Source organism: Aeromonas sp. FDAARGOS 1414, from assembly GCF_019047065.1.
GTDB lineage: Bacteria > Pseudomonadota > Gammaproteobacteria > Enterobacterales > Aeromonadaceae > Aeromonas > Aeromonas veronii_A.
The window spans coordinates 65,611-82,952 of record NZ_CP077210.1 but is presented as its reverse complement, the minus strand read 5'-3'; the positions used below and the strand labels follow the sequence as shown (position 1 = coordinate 82,952).

Sequence of the window (17,342 nt, the reverse complement as noted above, 5' to 3'; positions counted from 1 at the left end):
AGCGGCTCTGGGGTATAGTAGCCGCTGATTTTCGGGCGCTTTTTTCACCTTCATCCGCGTAAATGGATGAGACAGCAAGGGCGCCTGCCCGGTTTACCCCAACGAGGTGAAGATCCGCTTTATGACCGACGCCATTGTGGTGCTCTGCACCTGCCCAGATCAAACCAGTGCCGACCTTCTCTGCGAACAGCTGCTGAACCAGCGACTGGCCGCCTGCATCAATCAACTGCCGGGCATTACCTCCGTCTATCGTTGGCAAGGCAAGGTGGAGCGCGCCACCGAGATCCAGCTCATCATCAAATCCCGCCAGTCGCGCTTTGCCGAGCTGCAGGCATGTATTCAGGCCAATCACCCCTATGAAGTGCCCGAGCTGCTGGCCCTGCCGGTGAGTGCCGGACTACCCGCCTATCTCGACTGGCTCAATGGGGAGACCCCATGACATTCAACCGCTTGCTCTCTCCCCTGTTGCTGCTCTGTGCCCTGCTGATGACAGCGATGGGCAGCTCCCCAGCCCACGCCAGCGGCGCCGATCTGCTCAGCTCGCTGGGCATTGAGGCCAATGCCAAACCCAAATTTTTGCAGGTCGATGAGGCCTTTCAGATCGAGAGCGAACAGCGTGGCGATCAGCTGCTGCTGACCCTCCATATCGCCGACGACTACTACCTCTATCGCCACAGCCTGCGCTTCAAGGGAAACAACCTCACCTTCAGCGAGCCAGCTCTGCCGGAAGGAACCGAGCACGAGGATGATTTCTTCGGCAAGACCCGGGTCTACTACCAGCAGGTGAGCATCGCGGTGCCGCTAAAGGAGGTGGGGGAAAATGCCACCCTGCGGGTGCGCTATCAGGGCTGTACCGACGGCCTCTGCTACCCGCCGACCGACAAGCTGATCGATGTGGCCCCGCTGGTCACGGCAGCCACAGCGTCCACTGCTGAAACGGCACAAAGCGTCGCACCGGTTAGCCAGCAAGATCAGCTGGCCGCAGCCCTCGGCCATCAGGGGTTCTGGCTCAGCATCGTCGCCTTCTTCGCGCTGGGGCTGGGGCTCGCCTTCACCCCCTGCGTCTTCCCCATGTACCCCATCCTGACCGGCATCATCGCCGGTGCCGGCCATCGCCTCTCTACCGGTCGCGCCTTCCTGCTCTCCATGGTCTATGTGCAGGGGATGGCGGTCACCTACACCTTGCTGGGGCTGGTAGTGGCCTCGGCAGGGCTGAAATTCCAGGCGGCGCTGCAACATCCCTATGTGCTGATCGCCCTCTCGGTGATGTTCGTGCTGCTGGCCCTCTCCATGTTCGGGCTCTACACCCTGCAACTGCCGAGCAGTTTGCAAACTCGGCTCTCCAGTCTCTCCAACCGCCAGCAGGGCGGCTCTGTGGTCGGGGTCGCCATCATGGGGATGATCTCCGGGCTGGTCTGCTCACCCTGCACCACGGCGCCGCTCTCGGGGGCACTGATCTACGTGGCCCAGAGCGGCGATCTCTGGCTCGGCGGGGCGGCGCTCTATGCGCTGTCACTGGGGATGGGTCTGCCGCTGCTGCTGCTCGGCACCTCGGGTGGCAAGCTGCTGCCCAAGGCGGGCGCCTGGATGGATGTGATCAAGCAGCTGTTTGGCTTCGCCCTGCTGGCAGTGCCGATCCTGCTGCTGTCACGGCTCTGGAGCGACCAGATTGCCACTCTCGCCTGGCTCGGCTGGGGGCTGCTGCTGTGCGGTTATCTCTATCACCACAACCAGCACCAGCCCCACTCGGTGGCCAAAAGCGTGCGCGGCTTCGTGCTGTTGCTGGCGATGATCAGCGCCGTGGTAGTGGGCAAGGATCTGCTGCAACCGGCCCCCCCTGCTGCCATCACGGCGGATGCCAGTCAAACGGCACCTCAGTTTATCCGCATCAAGACGCTGGATGATCTCAAGGTGCAGCTGGCCGCCGCTCGCGGCAAGCCGGTGCTGCTCGACCTCTACGCCGACTGGTGCGTCGCCTGCAAGGAGTTCGAGCACAAGACCTTCAGCGATCCCACGGTGAGGGAGCGCTTCGGCCAGATGGTGCTGCTGCAGGCGGATGTTACCGCCAACGACGATGCCGATATCGCGCTGCTCAACGGCCTCAATGTGCTGGGGCTGCCGACCCTCATCTTCTTCGACCGCGAGGGCAAGGAGCTGACAGGCCAGCGGGTCACCGGTTTTATGGGGCCTATCCCCTTTGCCAAACATCTCGAGATGGTAAGTGATGCACACTGAGTTGCGTCGGCTGCAGACAAGCGATGCACCTGCCTTGCAGCGGCTGTTCGAGCAGGCCCCCTCCTATCAGGCGGCGGTGAGCAATGACCCTCTCTCTGAGGAACTTGTCGCCTGCCCATCCGACCTGCCTCTCTCCGACAAACATCTCATCGGCCGCTGGGAGCAGGGAGAACTCACCGCTGTCATTGATCTGCTGCGCGGCTACCCCAATCCAGACACCGCCTATCTGGGTCTGTTACTGGTGGGGGAACCCTGGCAAGGGAGTGGCCGTGGTCAGTCGCTCTATCTTCACGCCTGCACGCTGGCAAGCTCATGGGGGGCTACCCGGCTTCGCCTGTCAGTGATTGCCAGCAATGAGAGCGCTCTATCCTTCTGGCTGCGCAGAGGCTTCACCGAGTGCTATCGCCGCGAGCTGGCAGGTTATCGGGCCGAGGCCATCGTGCTGGAACGTTCACTGGAACCGTGAGCCGAGGTTTGCCGCCGCGCATTCGCGTGGCACAATCGCCCCTCTCGTTTTGCACTTGTCCGGAGTTTTGATGAAAAAGTGGTTCATCCCCCTGCTAGCCCTCTGGCTTTATGGCTGCAGTGCAGGGCCAGGTGAAGAGGATATCCGCCAGCAGGTCACCGCCAAGCTGCTGGCCGAGACAGACGCCAACCTGTTCGATATCAGCGACTTCACCATCCTCGGCAAGGAGGAGCGGATGGAGGGGGTCTATCTGGTCAAGGTGAGTTACCAGCTCCACTTCAAGCAGGGGCTCGATCAGTTGCAGGTGTTGCACGACGAGGACCTGGTCTACGACCGGGTTGGCCCCTTCCAGCAGGAGATGGGGCTGATGGAGCTCGAGCGCAAATATGGCGAGTTCGAGGCGGGCCAGGTGCTGCCACAAGAGGCCGAGGTGTGGATGATGAAGGACGAACAGGGCTGGCGGCTGGCGGAACCGGCCCAATAAAGGGCTGCCCGCCCCTTATGCTCTGCAACGACTCTCCTGCCGTTGCCAACCAGCTCAAACCTGGGTATCGACCCGATACCCTTTTCGCTCGGCAGGTTCGTTCGGCAGCTTGCTGGCCAACCCTGACAGCACCTCCTTGAGGGTGACCCCGCTCTCTGCCGCACCACTGCTCTCCAGCAGCTTGGTCAGCTGGCTCTGCAAGGGGTTGACCGCTTCACGCTCGGCTCCTTGCTCGCTCTCTTTTTCCTGTCCGCCCTGCTGATCCAGCGTCTCCAGCAGGCGCTCCAGATCCCGCTTGAGCGGGTTTTCGCTGCTGTCGGCGATGGCGAGTTTGCGCTGTTCCTGCTCTTGCCGCTGTTGTTGCTGCAATGCCAGCTGTTGCTCCTGCTGCCGTTGCAGGGAGCCCATCATGGTGTTGATGAACGCTTCCAGCGAGTCCCTGATTGAAACAGTGCCACCGCCACTGCTCTCCCCTTGCGGTGACAGCCCCAGCTCATCCAGCACAGCGCCAAGGTCGCGCACCAGGCTGTCACTGCCCGTTGATGGTGAAGTTGCAACCCTCTCCTGTGCCTGCACAGCGGGAGAACCCTGCCGTTGCGCCAGCGGGCTGAGCCCGCCTGACGCGACCACATTTATCTCCATCTTGGTCCTCCTCCCCCCGTCTCCAGCCCTTTCTCGGCAAATATTCGGCAATCTGTCAAATCCTTGCCCCTTGGCAGATAACCGCTCTCACACCTAAAAGATAGCGCCAACGGGACGAGATTGGCGCGAATGCATCTTTTGGTCTATAGGGCGGAACGATAGTGCCAACCCGCTATAAACAAGGGGTTGGCAAAAAGGGCCACGTTCAGCCATCACTGCGCAGGCTGACAATGGGGGTCAGAAGATATCCTTCATCCGGTGCCACAGCATACCCAAAGCCAGCAGCGGGGAGCGCAGCGCCGGGCCGCCGGGGAAGGTGATATGGGGCACGCTGGCAAAGAGATCGAAACCCCGGCTCTCGCCGCGGATCGCCTCGGCCACCAGCTTGCCCGCCATATGGGTGGCGTTGAGGCCGTGACCCGAATAGGCCTGGGCGTAGAACACGTTTGGGTATTCCTTCAAGCGGCCAATCTGCGGCAGCCGGTTGGCGCCGATCCCGATCATGCCGCCCCACTGAAACTCGATGGCAGTGCCAGCCAGCTCGGGGAAGACTCGCAGCAGCTTGGGCAACATAAAGGCCTTGATATCCTTCGGGTCTCGCCCCGAATAGTTGCAGGCGCCGCCAAACAGCAGACGGCCATCGGCAGAGAGGCGGTAGTAGTCGAGGGCCACGTTCTGATCGCACACCGCCATGTTTTGCGGCAGCAAGCGCTGGCGCAAGCGGCGATCCAGCACCTCGGTGGCGAGGATGTAGGAGCCCGCGGGCAGCACCCGCCCCCCCAGCTCCGGATTTAGGTCGTTGAGATAGGCATTGCAGCCGATCACCAGATAATCGGCAGTGACCCGGCCGTGGGCGGTTGTCACTTCGACCTGCTTGCCGTAGTCGATATGGGTCACCCGGGAGTGTTCAAACAGGGAAACCCCGAGGCTGGCGGCGGCGCGCGCCTCGCCGAGCGCCAGATTGAGGGGATGGAGATGGCCGGAGCCCATGTCGATAAGACCGCCGATATAGCGATCCGACCCCACCACTGTATGGATATCTTCGCGCGGCACCAGTTTGAGGTCGTGCTCATAGCCGAGGCTCGCCAGATGCGCGAGATCCTCCTCGAAACCTGCCAGATGGCGCTGACGGGTGGCCAGATCGCAGTAACCCCAGGTGAGGTCACACTCGATATTGAAACGCTCGACCCGCTCGCGCACCAGCTGCACCGCCTCCAGCCCCATCAGATCCAGCTCGCGCACCCCATCCTCACCAATCCAGCGGGCGAACTGGCTGGTGTCATGGCCGATACCGCGAATAAGCTGGCCGCCGTTGCGCCCGGAGGCGCCCCAGCCGATACGGTTGGCCTCCAGCAAGGCGACCTTGTAACCGGCATCAGCCAGATTGATGGCGGTATTGAGACCGGTAAAGCCGCCGCCGATGATGCAGACGTCAGCCTTGTGCTCCCCCTCCAGCTCGGGCCACTGTTGCGAGTCGTTGCGGGTGGCCGCGTAGTAGGAGGCGACGTGCTCCTGATATCCGTTGTGCTTTCCTGCCTGCATACTCAGCATCCTGCCTTGGTTGCAAATTGTTTAATAAAATAAGCAAAGTTGTTTCGATAATACCCAGTTCCTCCTCCACTCACCAACCGGTGCGGATCACAGAAATGCAAAAGGCGCCCCGAAGGGCGCCTTTTCATGCAATCAAGGTGCTGTAACGAATTACAGTACGTCGATGGCGTTCAGGTCGGAGAATGCTTTCTCCAGACGAGCGATCATGGAAGTCTGACCTTCACGCAGCCATACGCGCGGATCGTAGTACTTCTTGTTCGGCTTGTCGGCGCCTTCCGGGTTGCCCAGCTGGCCTTGCAGGTAAGCTTCGTTCTTCTTGTAGAAGTTCAGCAGACCTTCCCAGGTTGCCCACTGGGTGTCGGTGTCGATGTTCATCTTCACTACGCCGTAGGAGATGGACTCGCGGATCTCTTCCAGAGTGGAACCTGAACCACCGTGGAATACGAAGTCCAGAGACTTGGCTGGAACACCAAACTTCTCGGAAACGTACTTCTGGGAAGCGTCCAGGATGGACGGGGTCAGCTTGACGTTACCCGGCTTGTATACACCGTGTACGTTACCGAAGGAGGCAGCGATGGTGAAACGCGGGCTGATCTTGGACAGACGCTCGTAAGCGTAAGCAACATCTTCCGGCTGGGTGTACAGAGCGGACTGATCCATGTGGCTGTTGTCGACGCCGTCTTCTTCGCCACCGGTGCAACCCAGTTCCAGCTCCAGAGTCATGTTCATCTTGGCCATGCGGGTCAGGTACTCGCAGCAGATGTCGATGTTCTCTTCCAGAGACTCTTCGGACAGATCCAGCATGTGGGAGGAGAACAGCGGCTTGCCGGTTTCAGCAAAGTGCTTCTCGCCCGCTTCCAGCAGACCGTCGATCCACGGCAGCAGCTTCTTGGCAGCGTGGTCGGTGTGCAGGATTACCGGCACGCCGTAAGCTTCGGCAACAGCGTGAACGTGCTTGGCACCAGAGATGGCACCCAGGATGGCAGCTTTCTGACCTTCCAGCTTCAGACCCTTACCGGCGGTGAACACGGCACCACCGTTGGAGAACTGAACGATAACCGGCGCTTTAACCTTGGCGGCAGCTTCCAGTACGGCGTTCACGGAGTCGGTACCAACGCAGTTTACGGCCGGCAGAGCAAAGCCGTTCTCTTTAGCGATGGCGAACACTTTCTGAACGTCATCACCAGTGATCACGCCGGGTTTTACGAAGTCGAAAATTTTCTTAGACATGTTTAATCGTCCTGTCTCGTATGCCGTTAATAAAAAATGGGGGGTTCATCATGAACCGGCACAGCGGGCACATGATAAACGAAACGGGAGGCTTTTGCCCCCCGTTCCGGGTCAATTAGGCTTTGGCGCGCTGTTCCAGAATCGCAACAGCCGGCAGTACCTTGCCTTCTACGAACTCCAGGAAGGCGCCGCCGCCAGTGGAGATGTAGGAGACTTTGTCAGCGATGCCGAACTTGTCGATGGCAGCCAGGGTGTCGCCACCGCCAGCGATGGAGAAGGCCGGAGAAGCAGCGATGGCTTCAGCGATCACCTTGGTGCCTTCAGCGAACTGGTCAAACTCGAACACACCAACCGGACCGTTCCACAGGATGGTCTTGGCGTTCATGATGATGTCAGCCAGAGCCTTGGCAGAATCCGGGCCGATGTCGAAGATCATGTCGCCGTCGGTCACATCGTTAACAGACTTGATGGTGGCCGGAGTGGACTCGGAGAACTCGGCACCTACAACCACGTCGGTGGTCACAGGAATGTTGGTCTCGGCAGCCAGTTTCTTGGCGGTGTCGATCAGGTCGTGCTCGCACAGGGACTTGCCGACGTTGTGACCGGCAGCAGCGATGAAGGTGTTGGCGATGCCACCACCGACAACCAGCTGGTCAGCGATCTTGGAGAGGGATTCCAGAACGGTCAGCTTGGTGGAGACCTTGGAGCCGCCAACGATGGCAACCATCGGGCGCTCGGGCTTCAGCATGGCTTTGCCCAGGGCTTCCAGTTCACCCGCCAGCAGCGGACCGGCACAGGCGACCGGAGCGAACTGTGCAACACCGTAGGTGGAACCTTCGGCGCGGTGAGCAGTACCGAACGCATCCATTACAAAGACGTCACACAGGGCGGCGTATTTTTTGGCCAGCTCTTCGGTGTTCTTCTTCTCGCCTTTGTTGAAGCGGCAGTTTTCCAGCACAACCAGCTCACCGGCAGCGACTTCTACGCCATCCAGGTAATCCTTGGCCAGGCGAACCGGGCAGGACAGAGCGTCTTTCAGATAGTTGACAACCGGAGCCAGGGAGAATTCTTCGTTGTATTCACCCTCGGTCGGACGACCCAGGTGGGAGGTGATCATCAGCTTGGCACCTTTTTCCAGAGCCAGCTTGATGGTCGGCAGAGTCGCAACGATACGTGCATCGGAGGTGACCTTGCCGTCTTTTACCGGTACGTTCAGGTCAGCACGGATCAGAACGCGTTTACCCGCCAGATCCAGGTCAGTCATCTTGATAACAGACATATTCAGTCCTCTATATTTTCCAGGTAATGTTAAAAACAGTAACCTTTCGCCCGGGGCAGGCTCAGCCTGCGGCCATCATGGCCCGGGTGGTATCCAGCATCCGGTTCGCGAAGCCCCATTCGTTATCGCACCACATCAACATCTTGACGAGGTTGGCATCGCTCACCCGGGTCTGGGTACCATCAATGATGCAGGAGTGTGCATCATGATTGAAGTCTACGGAGACCAGCGGTTCTTCCGTGTAATCCAGAATACCGTGTAATGTACCTCTGGATGCCCGTTGCAGGGCTTGATTTACGTCAGTAACTGTCACTTTTTTACGAACAGTAATACTGAGATCCATCGCTGTTACATTGATGGTCGGCACCCGCACCGCGATCGCCTCGAACTTGCCGGCGAAGTGGGGCAGGATACGCTCCAGCCCCTTTGCCAGCTTGGTGTCCACCGGTATGATGGACTGACTGGCAGCGCGGGTTCGGCGCAAGTCACTGTGGTAGGCATCGATGACTTGCTGATCATGCATGGCCGAATGAATTGTCGTAATAGTACCACAATTTATCTCGAATTCTCGATGCAATGTTTCAATCACCGGCACCACGCAGTTGGTGGTACAGGAGGCGTTGGAGACGATCCGCTCCGCTCCGGTGAGGGTATGATGGTTGACCCCGTAGACCACGGTGGCATCCACATCCGCATCCGCCGGGTGGGAGAAGAGCACCTTGCCCGCCCCCGCCGCCAGATGCAGCTCGGCATCGGCCCGCGAGCCAAACACCCCGGTGCAATCGAGCACCACATCGACCCCCAGCGCCCGCCACGGCAGCTTTGACGGATCCCGCTCGGCAAACAGAGAGATAAGATCCTCCCCCACCAGCATGCTGTTGCCCGCCAGTTGCACCGGATGGTGGAACCGACCGTGACTGGTATCGTAACGGGTCAGGTGCACCATGGCCTCGGGGGCCGCCAGCTCGTTGATGGCGACGATCTTGATGGTCTTGTCGCGCCCGCTTTCATAGAGGGCTCGCAACACGTTGCGACCGATCCGCCCGTAACCATTGATGGCAATCTTGATCATCGAGAATCCGTTTCCTTGAACCAGCAACAGGGCGGCGCACCGGCCGCCCGGGAGCCCCGGCTACGACAGCAGGGCCTCCTTGAATTCACCGCGGGCCAGCAGTGCGGCCCCGAATACCCCGGCACTGTCACCAAGGGCAGGAGCAATAATGGGGGTTGCGAAGCGGGGATTAAAGAGGAAGGGCAAAATTGTCTGCCGTCCGGCGCTGTAAAGGCTCTGCACATTGCCCACCCCGCCACCGATGACGATCACATCCGGGTCGAGAATGTTGACCACGTTGGCCAGCGCCTGGCCAAACAGCAGATGCAGCCGGTCGATGGTGAGCTTGGCCACGTGATCGTGAGCCGTCGCCGCCGCTATCTTGGCCAGCGGGAGGTGACGCTTGGCCTTGGCCTCGTACCAGGCCTCCAGCGCCGGGCCGCTGATGAAGGTCTCGACGCAGCCGCGCTTGCCGCAGTAGCACTCGGGGCCGTCGGGTGAGAGCACGTTGTGGCCCCACTCGCCGGCGATGCCGTGGTGACCGTTGAGGATGCGGCCGTTGATGACGATGCCGGAGCCGACTCCGGTGCCCATGATGATGCCGAATACTACCTTGGCATCAGGGTGGTGCTGGCGCACAGCCCCCAGATGGGTTTCCGCCAGCGCGAAGCAGTTGGCGTCGTTGGCGATCAGCACGGGCACGCCGAGCCGGCGCTCCAGATCTTCCTTGAACGGCTTGCCGTTGAGCTCGGTGGTGTTGCAGTTCTTCATCAGGCCGGTTTGCGGATCCCGCGCCCCCGGCGTCCCCATGCCGATGAGGGTCGGCCGCTGACCGATCTTGTCGGCGCACTCTGCCACCAGTTTGGCGATCTGGCCGATCATGTGGTCATAACCGCCGGCACGCTCGGTGGGAATGCGATGGCGCAGCAGCACCTCGTCCCCTTCCAGTACCACGCATTCGCACTTGGTACCACCAAGGTCGATACCCCAATCCAACAACCTGTTGCTCATCCTGCCTCCAGCCATGACCTTGGGGCGTCAGGCCCGGGTGCACGTTGCCATGCCCGCCTGCCGTCAACCGCCCGCTACCGGGTTGCAGTGTAACCCGAGCGGCGGTCAGGATGCAGCCCCCGCCGCAGGCAGCAAAACGGGGCCCGCAGGCCCCGTTGTTCACTGTGCTGGCGGCGGCGCTCAGCGACCGTGGTACTGGGCGGACAGCTCGTGTACCGCGTTGACGAACACGCCGGCATGCTCCGGGTTCACATCCTGATGGATGCCGTGCCCCAGGTTGAAGACGTGGCCATTGCCGTGACCGAAACCGGCCAGGATGGAGGCGACCTCTTCACGGATGCGGGCCGGGCTGGCGTAGAGCATGGAGGGGTCCATGTTACCCTGCAGCGCCACCTTGTCGCCGACCCGGCGTTTGGCGTCGGCGATGTCGGTGGTCCAGTCCAGACCCAGCGCATCGCAACCGGTGGCGGCGATCTGCTCCAGCCACTGGCCACCGTTCTTGGTGAACAGGGTGACCGGCACGCGGCGACCGTCGTGCTCGCGAATGAGGCCGTCGACGATCTTGTGCATGTATTGCAGGGAGAAGTCGCGGTAATCGCGCGGGGTGAGCACGCCGCCCCAGGTGTCGAACACCATGACCGCCTGGGCACCCGCCTTGATCTGGGCGTTGAGATAGCTAATCACGCTGTCGGCCAGCTTGTCGAGCAGCAGGTGCAGGGTTTGCGGCTCTGCATACATCATCTGCTTGATCTTGGTGAACGCCTTGGAGCTGCCCCCCTCCACCATGTAGGTGGCCAGGGTCCAGGGGCTGCCGGAGAAGCCGATGAGCGGCACTTCGCCCTTGAGCTCACGACGGATGGTGCGCACCGCGTTCATCACGTAGCCGAGTTCGTCTTCCGGATCCGGCACCGGCAGCGCCTGCACGTCGGCCATGGAGGTGATCGGACGCTCGAAGCGTGGGCCTTCACCCTGCTCGAAGTAGAGACCGAGCCCCATGGCATCGGGCACGGTGAGGATGTCGGAGAAGAGGATGGCGGCATCGAGCGGATAGCGGCGCAGCGGCTGCAGGGTGACTTCACAAGCCAGCTCGGCGTTGCGGCACAGGGACATGAAATCCCCCGCCTGGGCGCGCGTGGCCTTGTATTCCGGCAGATAGCGGCCAGCCTGGCGCATCATCCATACCGGGGTCATGTCCACTTCCTGGCGCAGCAGGGCACGCAGGTAACGATCGTTCTTCAGCTCTTTCATCCCAGTTCCTGAATTCATATCACGCATAAAATGGCGGTCATAATACCACTTTGCCCACCGGAGCGGACTGCCCAAAACGTGGCAAATGGGTGATCGGTTGCAAAGATGTGAAGGGGCGCAAACCAGAGCGCCCCGTTTTTAAAAAGAGGTGCAAAAAGGTTGGCTAAAAGATAAGCGCCTCGTTACCCCTCGCCAGCCAGTGACAACTCGATCAGCCGCCTGGCAATGGTGCCGTGGGGCGGCAAACGCGGCAGCCGGTCGGCGGCAAAGAAAGCGGCGGCCACCAGTTCGTCATCCTGCACCTTGATCTCGCCGCTCTCGTAGTCGGCGGTAAAGCCCATCATCAGGCTGTGGGGGAAGGGCCAGGGCTGGCTCGCCACGTAACGCACATTGCGCACCCGAATGCCACTCTCCTCGAACACCTCCCGCGCCACGCACTGCTCGAGGTTCTCCCCCGCCTCCACGAAGCCAGCCAGCACGGTATACATGGGATCCTCGGCCTGATAGTGACGGCGGTGGGCCGCCAACAAGATGGCGGGCCCCTTGCGCACCGCCACGATGATGCAGGGGGAGATGCGCGGATAGACGACGTGGCCATGGCGGCACCCTTGCGCCCACTCCCCCACCTTCGGGCTCATGGGGGCGCCGCACTCGCCGCAGAAGCGGTGGGTGCGGCGAAAGGTGGCGAGTTGCCAGGCGCGGCCGGCCAGCTGAAAACCCGTTTCATCCCCGGCCACCATCAGCTGGCGCAGGGGAGTCAGGACCTCGGTGTCAGCCGCCTCCCCCAGATCCAGCAGCAGGCAGGGCAGCCCGTCCCACTCGTCAAAGCGCTCAAAGGCGGCATGCTGCAAGTGGCTGGGCAGACAGGCACGGGGGCCTTGTGGAATGCGCCCCTGGTCATCCAGCAGGACGAGGTGATCGCCCCCCAGCACGAACCAGCGGGCCTGTTCGGTTAATGGCATAGATGCAGCACTCTTTGTTGTGACGTCGGTCGGAATGCGCGCCCGGGGCTGGGCGGCGGTGACGGATGAAAGCGACAACCGGCCACCATATTAAGACGCGGCAAGCCGGGTGGCGACCCCAAGATGGCGGCTTTTCAATGCTCATGAGAACGCCCATGAAAAAGGCCGCCCGCAGGCGGCCTGATGTCGGTCACGGTCGATCAGGCGTCGCCCATCGCCAGCAGGGAGGCGTTGCCGCCCACCGCAGTGGTGTTGATGGTGCGGGTCTTCTCGGTAATGAAACGGCTCAGGTAATGGGGGCCGCCCGCTTTGGGACCGGTGCCGGAGAGGCCCTGCCCGCCGAACGGTTGCACCCCGACCATGGCGCCGATCTGGTTGCGGTTGATGTAGACGTTGCCCACGTTGATGCGGCTCGCCAGCTCCTCGGCATGGGATTCGTTGCGGCTGTGGATCCCCAGTGTCAGCCCGTAACCGGTGCCGTTGATGTCGCTGATCACCTTGTCCAGATCCCGGGCAGCGTAGCGCACCACGTGCAGGATGGGGCCGAACTGCTCGCGGGTCAGCTCGCGGATGGAGCCGATCTCCAGCGCGGTCGGCTGCACGAAGTGGCCCCCCAGGGTCACGGCCGGCATCGGCGCCTGCGCGATCAGGCGGGCACGCGGGATCATGTGCACCAGGTGCGCATCCAGCCCGGCCTTGGCCTCGGCGTCGATGACCGGGCCCACGTCGGTGTTGTGCTCGGCCGGGTTGCCCACTTTGAGCTCCTGCAGGGCACCGGTCAGGATCTCCAGCACCCGCGGCGCGATCTCTTCTTGCAGGTAGAGCACCCGCAGGGCGGAGCAGCGCTGGCCGGCGCTCTGGAAAGCGGCGCTCACCACATCGCGTACCACCTGCTCCGGCAGGGCGGTGGAGTCGACGATCATGGCGTTCTGGCCGCCGGTCTCGGCGATGAGCGGCAGGATGGCGCCATCGCGCTGGGCCAGGGTCATGTTGATGAGCTTGGCGGTCTCGGTGGAGCCGGTGAAGCAGACGCCGCCAATGCGGGCATCCGCCGTCAGCTTGGCGCCCACGGTGGCACCGTCACCCGGCAGCAGTTGCAGCACGTCGCCCGGAATGCCGGCCTGATGAGCCAGGGTCACCGCCAGGTGGGCGATGAGACCGGTCTGCTCGGCCGGCTTGGCGATGACGGTGTTGCCGGTGGCCAGCGCCGCGGCGACTTGTCCCAGGAAAATCGCCAGCGGGAAGTTCCACGGGCTGATGCAGACGAACACGCCACGCCCCTGCAGGAACAGCTCGTTCATCTCGCCGGTGTAGCCGGGCAGCAGGGTCGCCTGCCCCATCAGGCCGCGGGCCTGCACCGCGTAGTAACGGCAGAAGTCCACCGCCTCGCGCACCTCGTCGATGCCATCCTGCAGCAGCTTGCCCGCCTCGCGGGTACACAAGGAGATGAACTGCTCGCGGTTCGCTTCCAGCAGATCCGCCAGTTTCTCAAGGGCGGCGGCACGCTCGCTCACCGGCGTCTCGCGCCAGCGCGGGAAGGCGGCATGGGCCGAGGCCAGCGCCTGCTCCACCGCCTGCTCGTCGGCCCAGTGGATCTTGCCCACTAGCTGGCTCACATCCTGCGGGCTCAGCACCACGCGGGCTTCGTTGCGCTTGAGGGTCTCACCATCGACGATGGGACCCGCCAGCCACTGCTTGCTCTCCAGCTCCTTCAGCTTGGCGAAGAAGGGGCGCTGTATGGAGACGATGTTCATGTTGACGCCGCTGGAGTTCTTGCGGTCGCTGAACAGGTTCACCGGCTGCGGAATGCGATCGTTGGCCAGGCTGGAGTAGCGCTTGAGGGTGCGCAGCGGGTGCTCGGCCAGGGAGTCGACCGGGGTGTTGGGGTCCACCAGCTTGTGGACGAAGGAGGTGTTGGCCCCGTTCTCCAGCAGACGGCGCACCAGGTAGGGCAGCAGATCCTTGTGGGCACCCACCGGCGCATAGATGCGGCAGTGCAGGCCGGGATGTTCGTTCAGTACGGCGTTGTGCAGCTCCTCCCCCATGCCGTGCAGACGCTGGAATTCAAACTGGCGATCGCCAGCCATCTCCAGGATGCTGACCACGGTATTGGCGTTGTGGGTGGCAAACTGGGGAGAGATGAAGCCGCGGGTCGGCTCGCTCAGCAGGTAGCGGGCACAGGCGAGGTAGGAGATGTCGGTACCCGCCTTGCGGGTAAACAGCGGGTAGCCGGGCAGGCCGGCCTGCTGGGCATATTTCAGCTCGCTGTCCCAGTAGGCGCCCTTCACCAGCCGCACCGGGATCAAGTCCCCCTGCTCGCGGGCCAGCCCGGTCAGCCAGCAGAGTACCGGCAGGGCACGCTTGGAGTAGGCCTGCACCACCATGCCGAGCTTGCCCCAGCCGCGGTTCGCCTCGGAGCGATAGAGCTGCTCGAACAGGTCCAAGGAGAGCTCGAGTCTGTCCATCTCTTCAGCGTCGATGCTGATGGCCACGTCCTTGTCGCGGGCAAGGCGCACCAGCCCTACCAGCCGCTCGCACATCTCGCCGAGCACCCGCTCGCGGTTGGCCACGTCATAGCGCGGATGCAGCGCCGACAGCTTGATGGAGATGGAAGGGGCCGGGCCGCCGTCGCTGATGCGCTCGTTGCCCACCGCCTCGATGGCGCGCTGGTAGTCACCGAAATACTTGTCGGCATCGGCCAGGGTCAGGGCGGACTCCCCCAGCATGTCGTAGGTGTGGGTGTAACCCTTCTCGCGGGACTTGCGGCTCGCCTTGAGCGCCTCTTTCATGTCGCGCCCCAGCACGAATTGCTTGCCCATGATCTTCATGGCGGCGTACATGGCGGATCGCACCACCGGCTCGCCCAGCTTGTTGACCATGCGCCCCAGCAGGTTGGCCGGGTTGCCGTCGAGCTTTTTATCGAGCTTGATGATCTTGCCGGTCAGCATCAGTCCCCAGGTGGAGGCGTTGACCAGAGTAGAGTCGCTCTTGCGGAAATGGGATGACCAGTTGGCGCCGGAGAGCTTGTCCTTGATCAGGGCGTCGGCGGTCTCGGCATCGGGAATCCGCAGCAGCGCCTCGGCCAAACACATCAGGATGATCCCCTCCTGGGTATCCAGGCTGTACTCCTGCAGGAAGGCGTCGATACCGTCACCGGAGCCGCTCTCCTTGCGCACCTTGGTCACCAGAGTACGGGCACGCTGGGTCACCTGCTCCAGCGAGGCGCCATCCCCCGGCAGCATGGCCGACAGTTCGGCCAGATAGGCATTTTCATCCACCACGTAGTTCTGGGTGATGGCTTCGCGCAGGGCGGCCAGATCAGAGGGGATATAGTCAGCGGCAAGCACTTGAGTAGCTTTGAACATATGGGGTCTTCCTGTACGCCCTAGGGCTGATATCGACAAAGGCGGTCGCGCCGCCGAAACGCCGACAATGTATACAATATCCTCCCCTATATGAAATGAATTTGTTGCCACTCTTTAACAAAGATCGCTAATTCACCCCATTCATTCCCTTTTGAAGCCAGCCCGCCAATAAACATGAGGGTCATCTGACTTCATTTTGTATACGATCTGCCACCGCTCTATCGCAAAGCAGCCACCCATCCCCCCAATACGCCCCAAAAAAAGAAGGGCCGCCACGGCGACCCTTCTCATCAATTTATTCAGCCAAATGCTGTCAGTTCATCCAGCGATCGCCACGACTGCGACGACGGGGCAGCATCGGCAGCAGGATACCAAGCAGGATACCGGCCCCCACCATGGCACCACCACGGATAAACCAGTCCATCTGCATGTCGTGTTCCTGGTTGTCGTAGCTCTGGGTCAGGGCATCATTCTGCTCTTTGAGATTGCTCATCTCCTCACCCTGACTGACCAACTGGGCCTTGAGAGCGGCGATCTCCTTGCTCTGGGCAGCGATCTGGCCATCCTTTTCGGTAAAGCGTTTCTCGTTGTCACCGTTGAGATTTTGCAGGCGGGCCTTGAGCTCATCCCGCTCCTTTTCAACCTGAGGGAGCCGCTCACGCAAGCTGGGCTCACTCTGTAGTTCGCTGCTTTTTATCCACCCTTCGCGGCCACGCCCGTCCACCACCTGGGTGAATCCGGCCTCGCCGTTCACCGCCTTCACCTCCAGCGGTTCACCAGCCTTGACGCTACCGAGGATCCGGTACTGGGTACCCGGACCATTGTGGATATAGGTAAAGATGTTGTCTGAAACATAACGGGTATCGGCCAGTGCCTGTTGGGCACACAAGCAGATCAAAATCCCGAGAAGGGCGCGCATGGTCGATCGGTTCTCTTTTTCTGGTTTGGACAAGAGGTTGAATGTTAAGCCGCCAGCAGGCTAAAGGACAAGCAAAGAAAAAGCAGCGCCCCCCCGGATATAAAGCGCGGAGTTGCGAGTCACCTCGCAACTTGCCCGCCCTTGGCCTCACTTGTTTTTTAGCTCCCGCACCTCGCTGCGCAGGGCGCGGATCTCTCGCAGCAACTCCTCTTGCTGGTTGTTGTAGTGATGACGCCACTTGTCGGTCTCGCTCTCCTTGGTCGGCTGCAAAAAGATGCTTGCCATAAAACCGCTGATGGCACCAAACAGACCGACCCCAAACAGGATCAGCAGGCTGGCGACAAACCGCCCCTCCTCGGTCTTGGGCACCAGATCGCCATAGCCCACGGTCGACAGGGTCACCAGCGTCCACCAGAAGGCGTCATAGGGGGTCTCAATCTGGCTGCCGGGCTGACCAGACTCAATCCAGTACATGACGCCGGAGCCCAATCCCAGCAGCAGGACGAAGAGGAAGAGGATGCCGGAGAGGGTGGTCTCGTTGCGCTCGCGACGGAACATGGCCCAGAGATCCGGGTGCTCCTTGAACAGTTGATAGACCCGCCACAACTGGAGCAGTCGGGCCCAACGCAGCTGCTCCACCATCGGCAGACTACCCGGCAGATAGAACCAGTTTGCCTTGAAGTAGGCTTTGCGGTCTGGAGCACGGATCCAGCCATAAGCAAAATGCGCGAGGAAGAAGTAGCAGATCAGACTGTCCAGGTCATAGAAGAGCTGCAGGGTCTGGGGAGTCAGGGTTTCGTGGCCCCACCAGCGGGCCGTCACCAGCAGAACCGAGACAATCGACAGAAATGCCATCAGCAGATCCATCGCCCGTAGATGAGTTAAGTGATGTCGCATAC

General features: G+C 61.5%; 15 protein-coding genes. 4 read left to right on the top strand and 11 right to left on the bottom strand.

The features are described from left to right. Positions 1-121: 121 nt before the first annotated feature. From cutA to I6L44_RS00385, 4 genes are all read left to right on the top strand, one after another. Positions 122-439: a divalent-cation tolerance protein CutA gene (gene cutA, locus I6L44_RS00400; protein ID WP_216952959.1), complete on the top strand. Its 318-nt coding sequence runs from the start codon at positions 122-124 to the stop codon at positions 437-439. Further along, positions 436-2,235, top strand: coding sequence for a protein-disulfide reductase DsbD (locus I6L44_RS00395; RefSeq protein ID WP_216952958.1), 1,800 nt, complete (start codon positions 436-438; stop codon positions 2,233-2,235). The genes cutA and I6L44_RS00395 overlap by 4 nt, the downstream gene beginning before the upstream one ends. After that, positions 2,225-2,701, top strand: a complete 477-nt coding sequence (locus I6L44_RS00390; protein WP_216952957.1) for an N-acetyltransferase — start codon at positions 2,225-2,227, stop codon at positions 2,699-2,701. The genes I6L44_RS00395 and I6L44_RS00390 overlap by 11 nt, the downstream gene beginning before the upstream one ends. Positions 2,702-2,771: 70 nt before the next feature. Then, on the top strand, positions 2,772-3,185 hold the full coding sequence (locus I6L44_RS00385) for a hypothetical protein (RefSeq protein ID WP_042080037.1): 414 nt from the start codon (positions 2,772-2,774) through the stop codon (positions 3,183-3,185). A 54-nt stretch (positions 3,186-3,239) separates the two neighbouring features. On the opposite strand, the gene I6L44_RS00380 is transcribed toward I6L44_RS00385, so the two are convergent. The 11 genes from I6L44_RS00380 to I6L44_RS00330 form a co-directional block, all read right to left on the bottom strand. Next, positions 3,240-3,827: a hypothetical protein gene (locus tag I6L44_RS00380; protein ID WP_216952956.1), complete on the bottom strand. Its 588-nt coding sequence runs from the start codon at positions 3,825-3,827 to the stop codon at positions 3,240-3,242. 237 nt (positions 3,828-4,064) lie between these two features. Continuing rightward, the gene (locus I6L44_RS00375; RefSeq protein ID WP_216952955.1) at positions 4,065-5,369 is read right to left on the bottom strand and encodes an FAD-binding oxidoreductase; all 1,305 of its coding nucleotides are present in this window, start codon (positions 5,367-5,369) and stop codon (positions 4,065-4,067) included. A gap of 159 nt (positions 5,370-5,528) precedes the next feature. Continuing rightward, positions 5,529-6,608 (bottom strand): class II fructose-bisphosphate aldolase, encoded by a 1,080-nt coding sequence (gene fbaA, locus I6L44_RS00370; RefSeq protein ID WP_005340963.1) that lies wholly within the window; start codon positions 6,606-6,608, stop codon positions 5,529-5,531. A 115-nt stretch (positions 6,609-6,723) separates the two neighbouring features. Beyond that, a complete protein-coding gene (locus I6L44_RS00365; protein WP_005340965.1) occupies positions 6,724-7,887 on the bottom strand; it encodes a phosphoglycerate kinase in 1,164 nt (387 codons plus the stop codon). A 61-nt stretch (positions 7,888-7,948) separates the two neighbouring features. Further along, positions 7,949-8,959, bottom strand: coding sequence for an erythrose-4-phosphate dehydrogenase (gene epd, locus I6L44_RS00360; RefSeq protein WP_005335438.1), 1,011 nt, complete (start codon positions 8,957-8,959; stop codon positions 7,949-7,951). Between the two features lie 60 nt (positions 8,960-9,019). Then, positions 9,020-9,949 (bottom strand): ROK family protein, encoded by a 930-nt coding sequence (locus I6L44_RS00355; protein WP_216952954.1) that lies wholly within the window; start codon positions 9,947-9,949, stop codon positions 9,020-9,022. Positions 9,950-10,129: 180 nt separating this feature from the next. Beyond that, positions 10,130-11,197, bottom strand: coding sequence for a uroporphyrinogen decarboxylase (gene hemE, locus I6L44_RS00350; protein ID WP_041217975.1), 1,068 nt, complete (start codon positions 11,195-11,197; stop codon positions 10,130-10,132). A 182-nt stretch (positions 11,198-11,379) separates the two neighbouring features. Continuing rightward, on the bottom strand, positions 11,380-12,159 hold the full coding sequence (gene nudC / locus I6L44_RS00345; RefSeq protein WP_216952953.1) for an NAD(+) diphosphatase: 780 nt from the start codon (positions 12,157-12,159) through the stop codon (positions 11,380-11,382). A gap of 200 nt (positions 12,160-12,359) precedes the next feature. Continuing rightward, the gene (putA, locus tag I6L44_RS00340) at positions 12,360-15,524 is read right to left on the bottom strand and encodes a bifunctional proline dehydrogenase/L-glutamate gamma-semialdehyde dehydrogenase PutA (RefSeq protein WP_216952952.1); all 3,165 of its coding nucleotides are present in this window, start codon (positions 15,522-15,524) and stop codon (positions 12,360-12,362) included. A gap of 313 nt (positions 15,525-15,837) precedes the next feature. Further along, the gene (locus I6L44_RS00335; RefSeq protein ID WP_216952951.1) at positions 15,838-16,443 is read right to left on the bottom strand and encodes a TIGR04211 family SH3 domain-containing protein; all 606 of its coding nucleotides are present in this window, start codon (positions 16,441-16,443) and stop codon (positions 15,838-15,840) included. Between the two features lie 147 nt (positions 16,444-16,590). Beyond that, positions 16,591-17,340, bottom strand: coding sequence for a potassium channel family protein (locus tag I6L44_RS00330; RefSeq protein WP_254204246.1), 750 nt, complete (start codon positions 17,338-17,340; stop codon positions 16,591-16,593). Between the last annotated feature and the right edge of the window lie 2 nt (positions 17,341-17,342).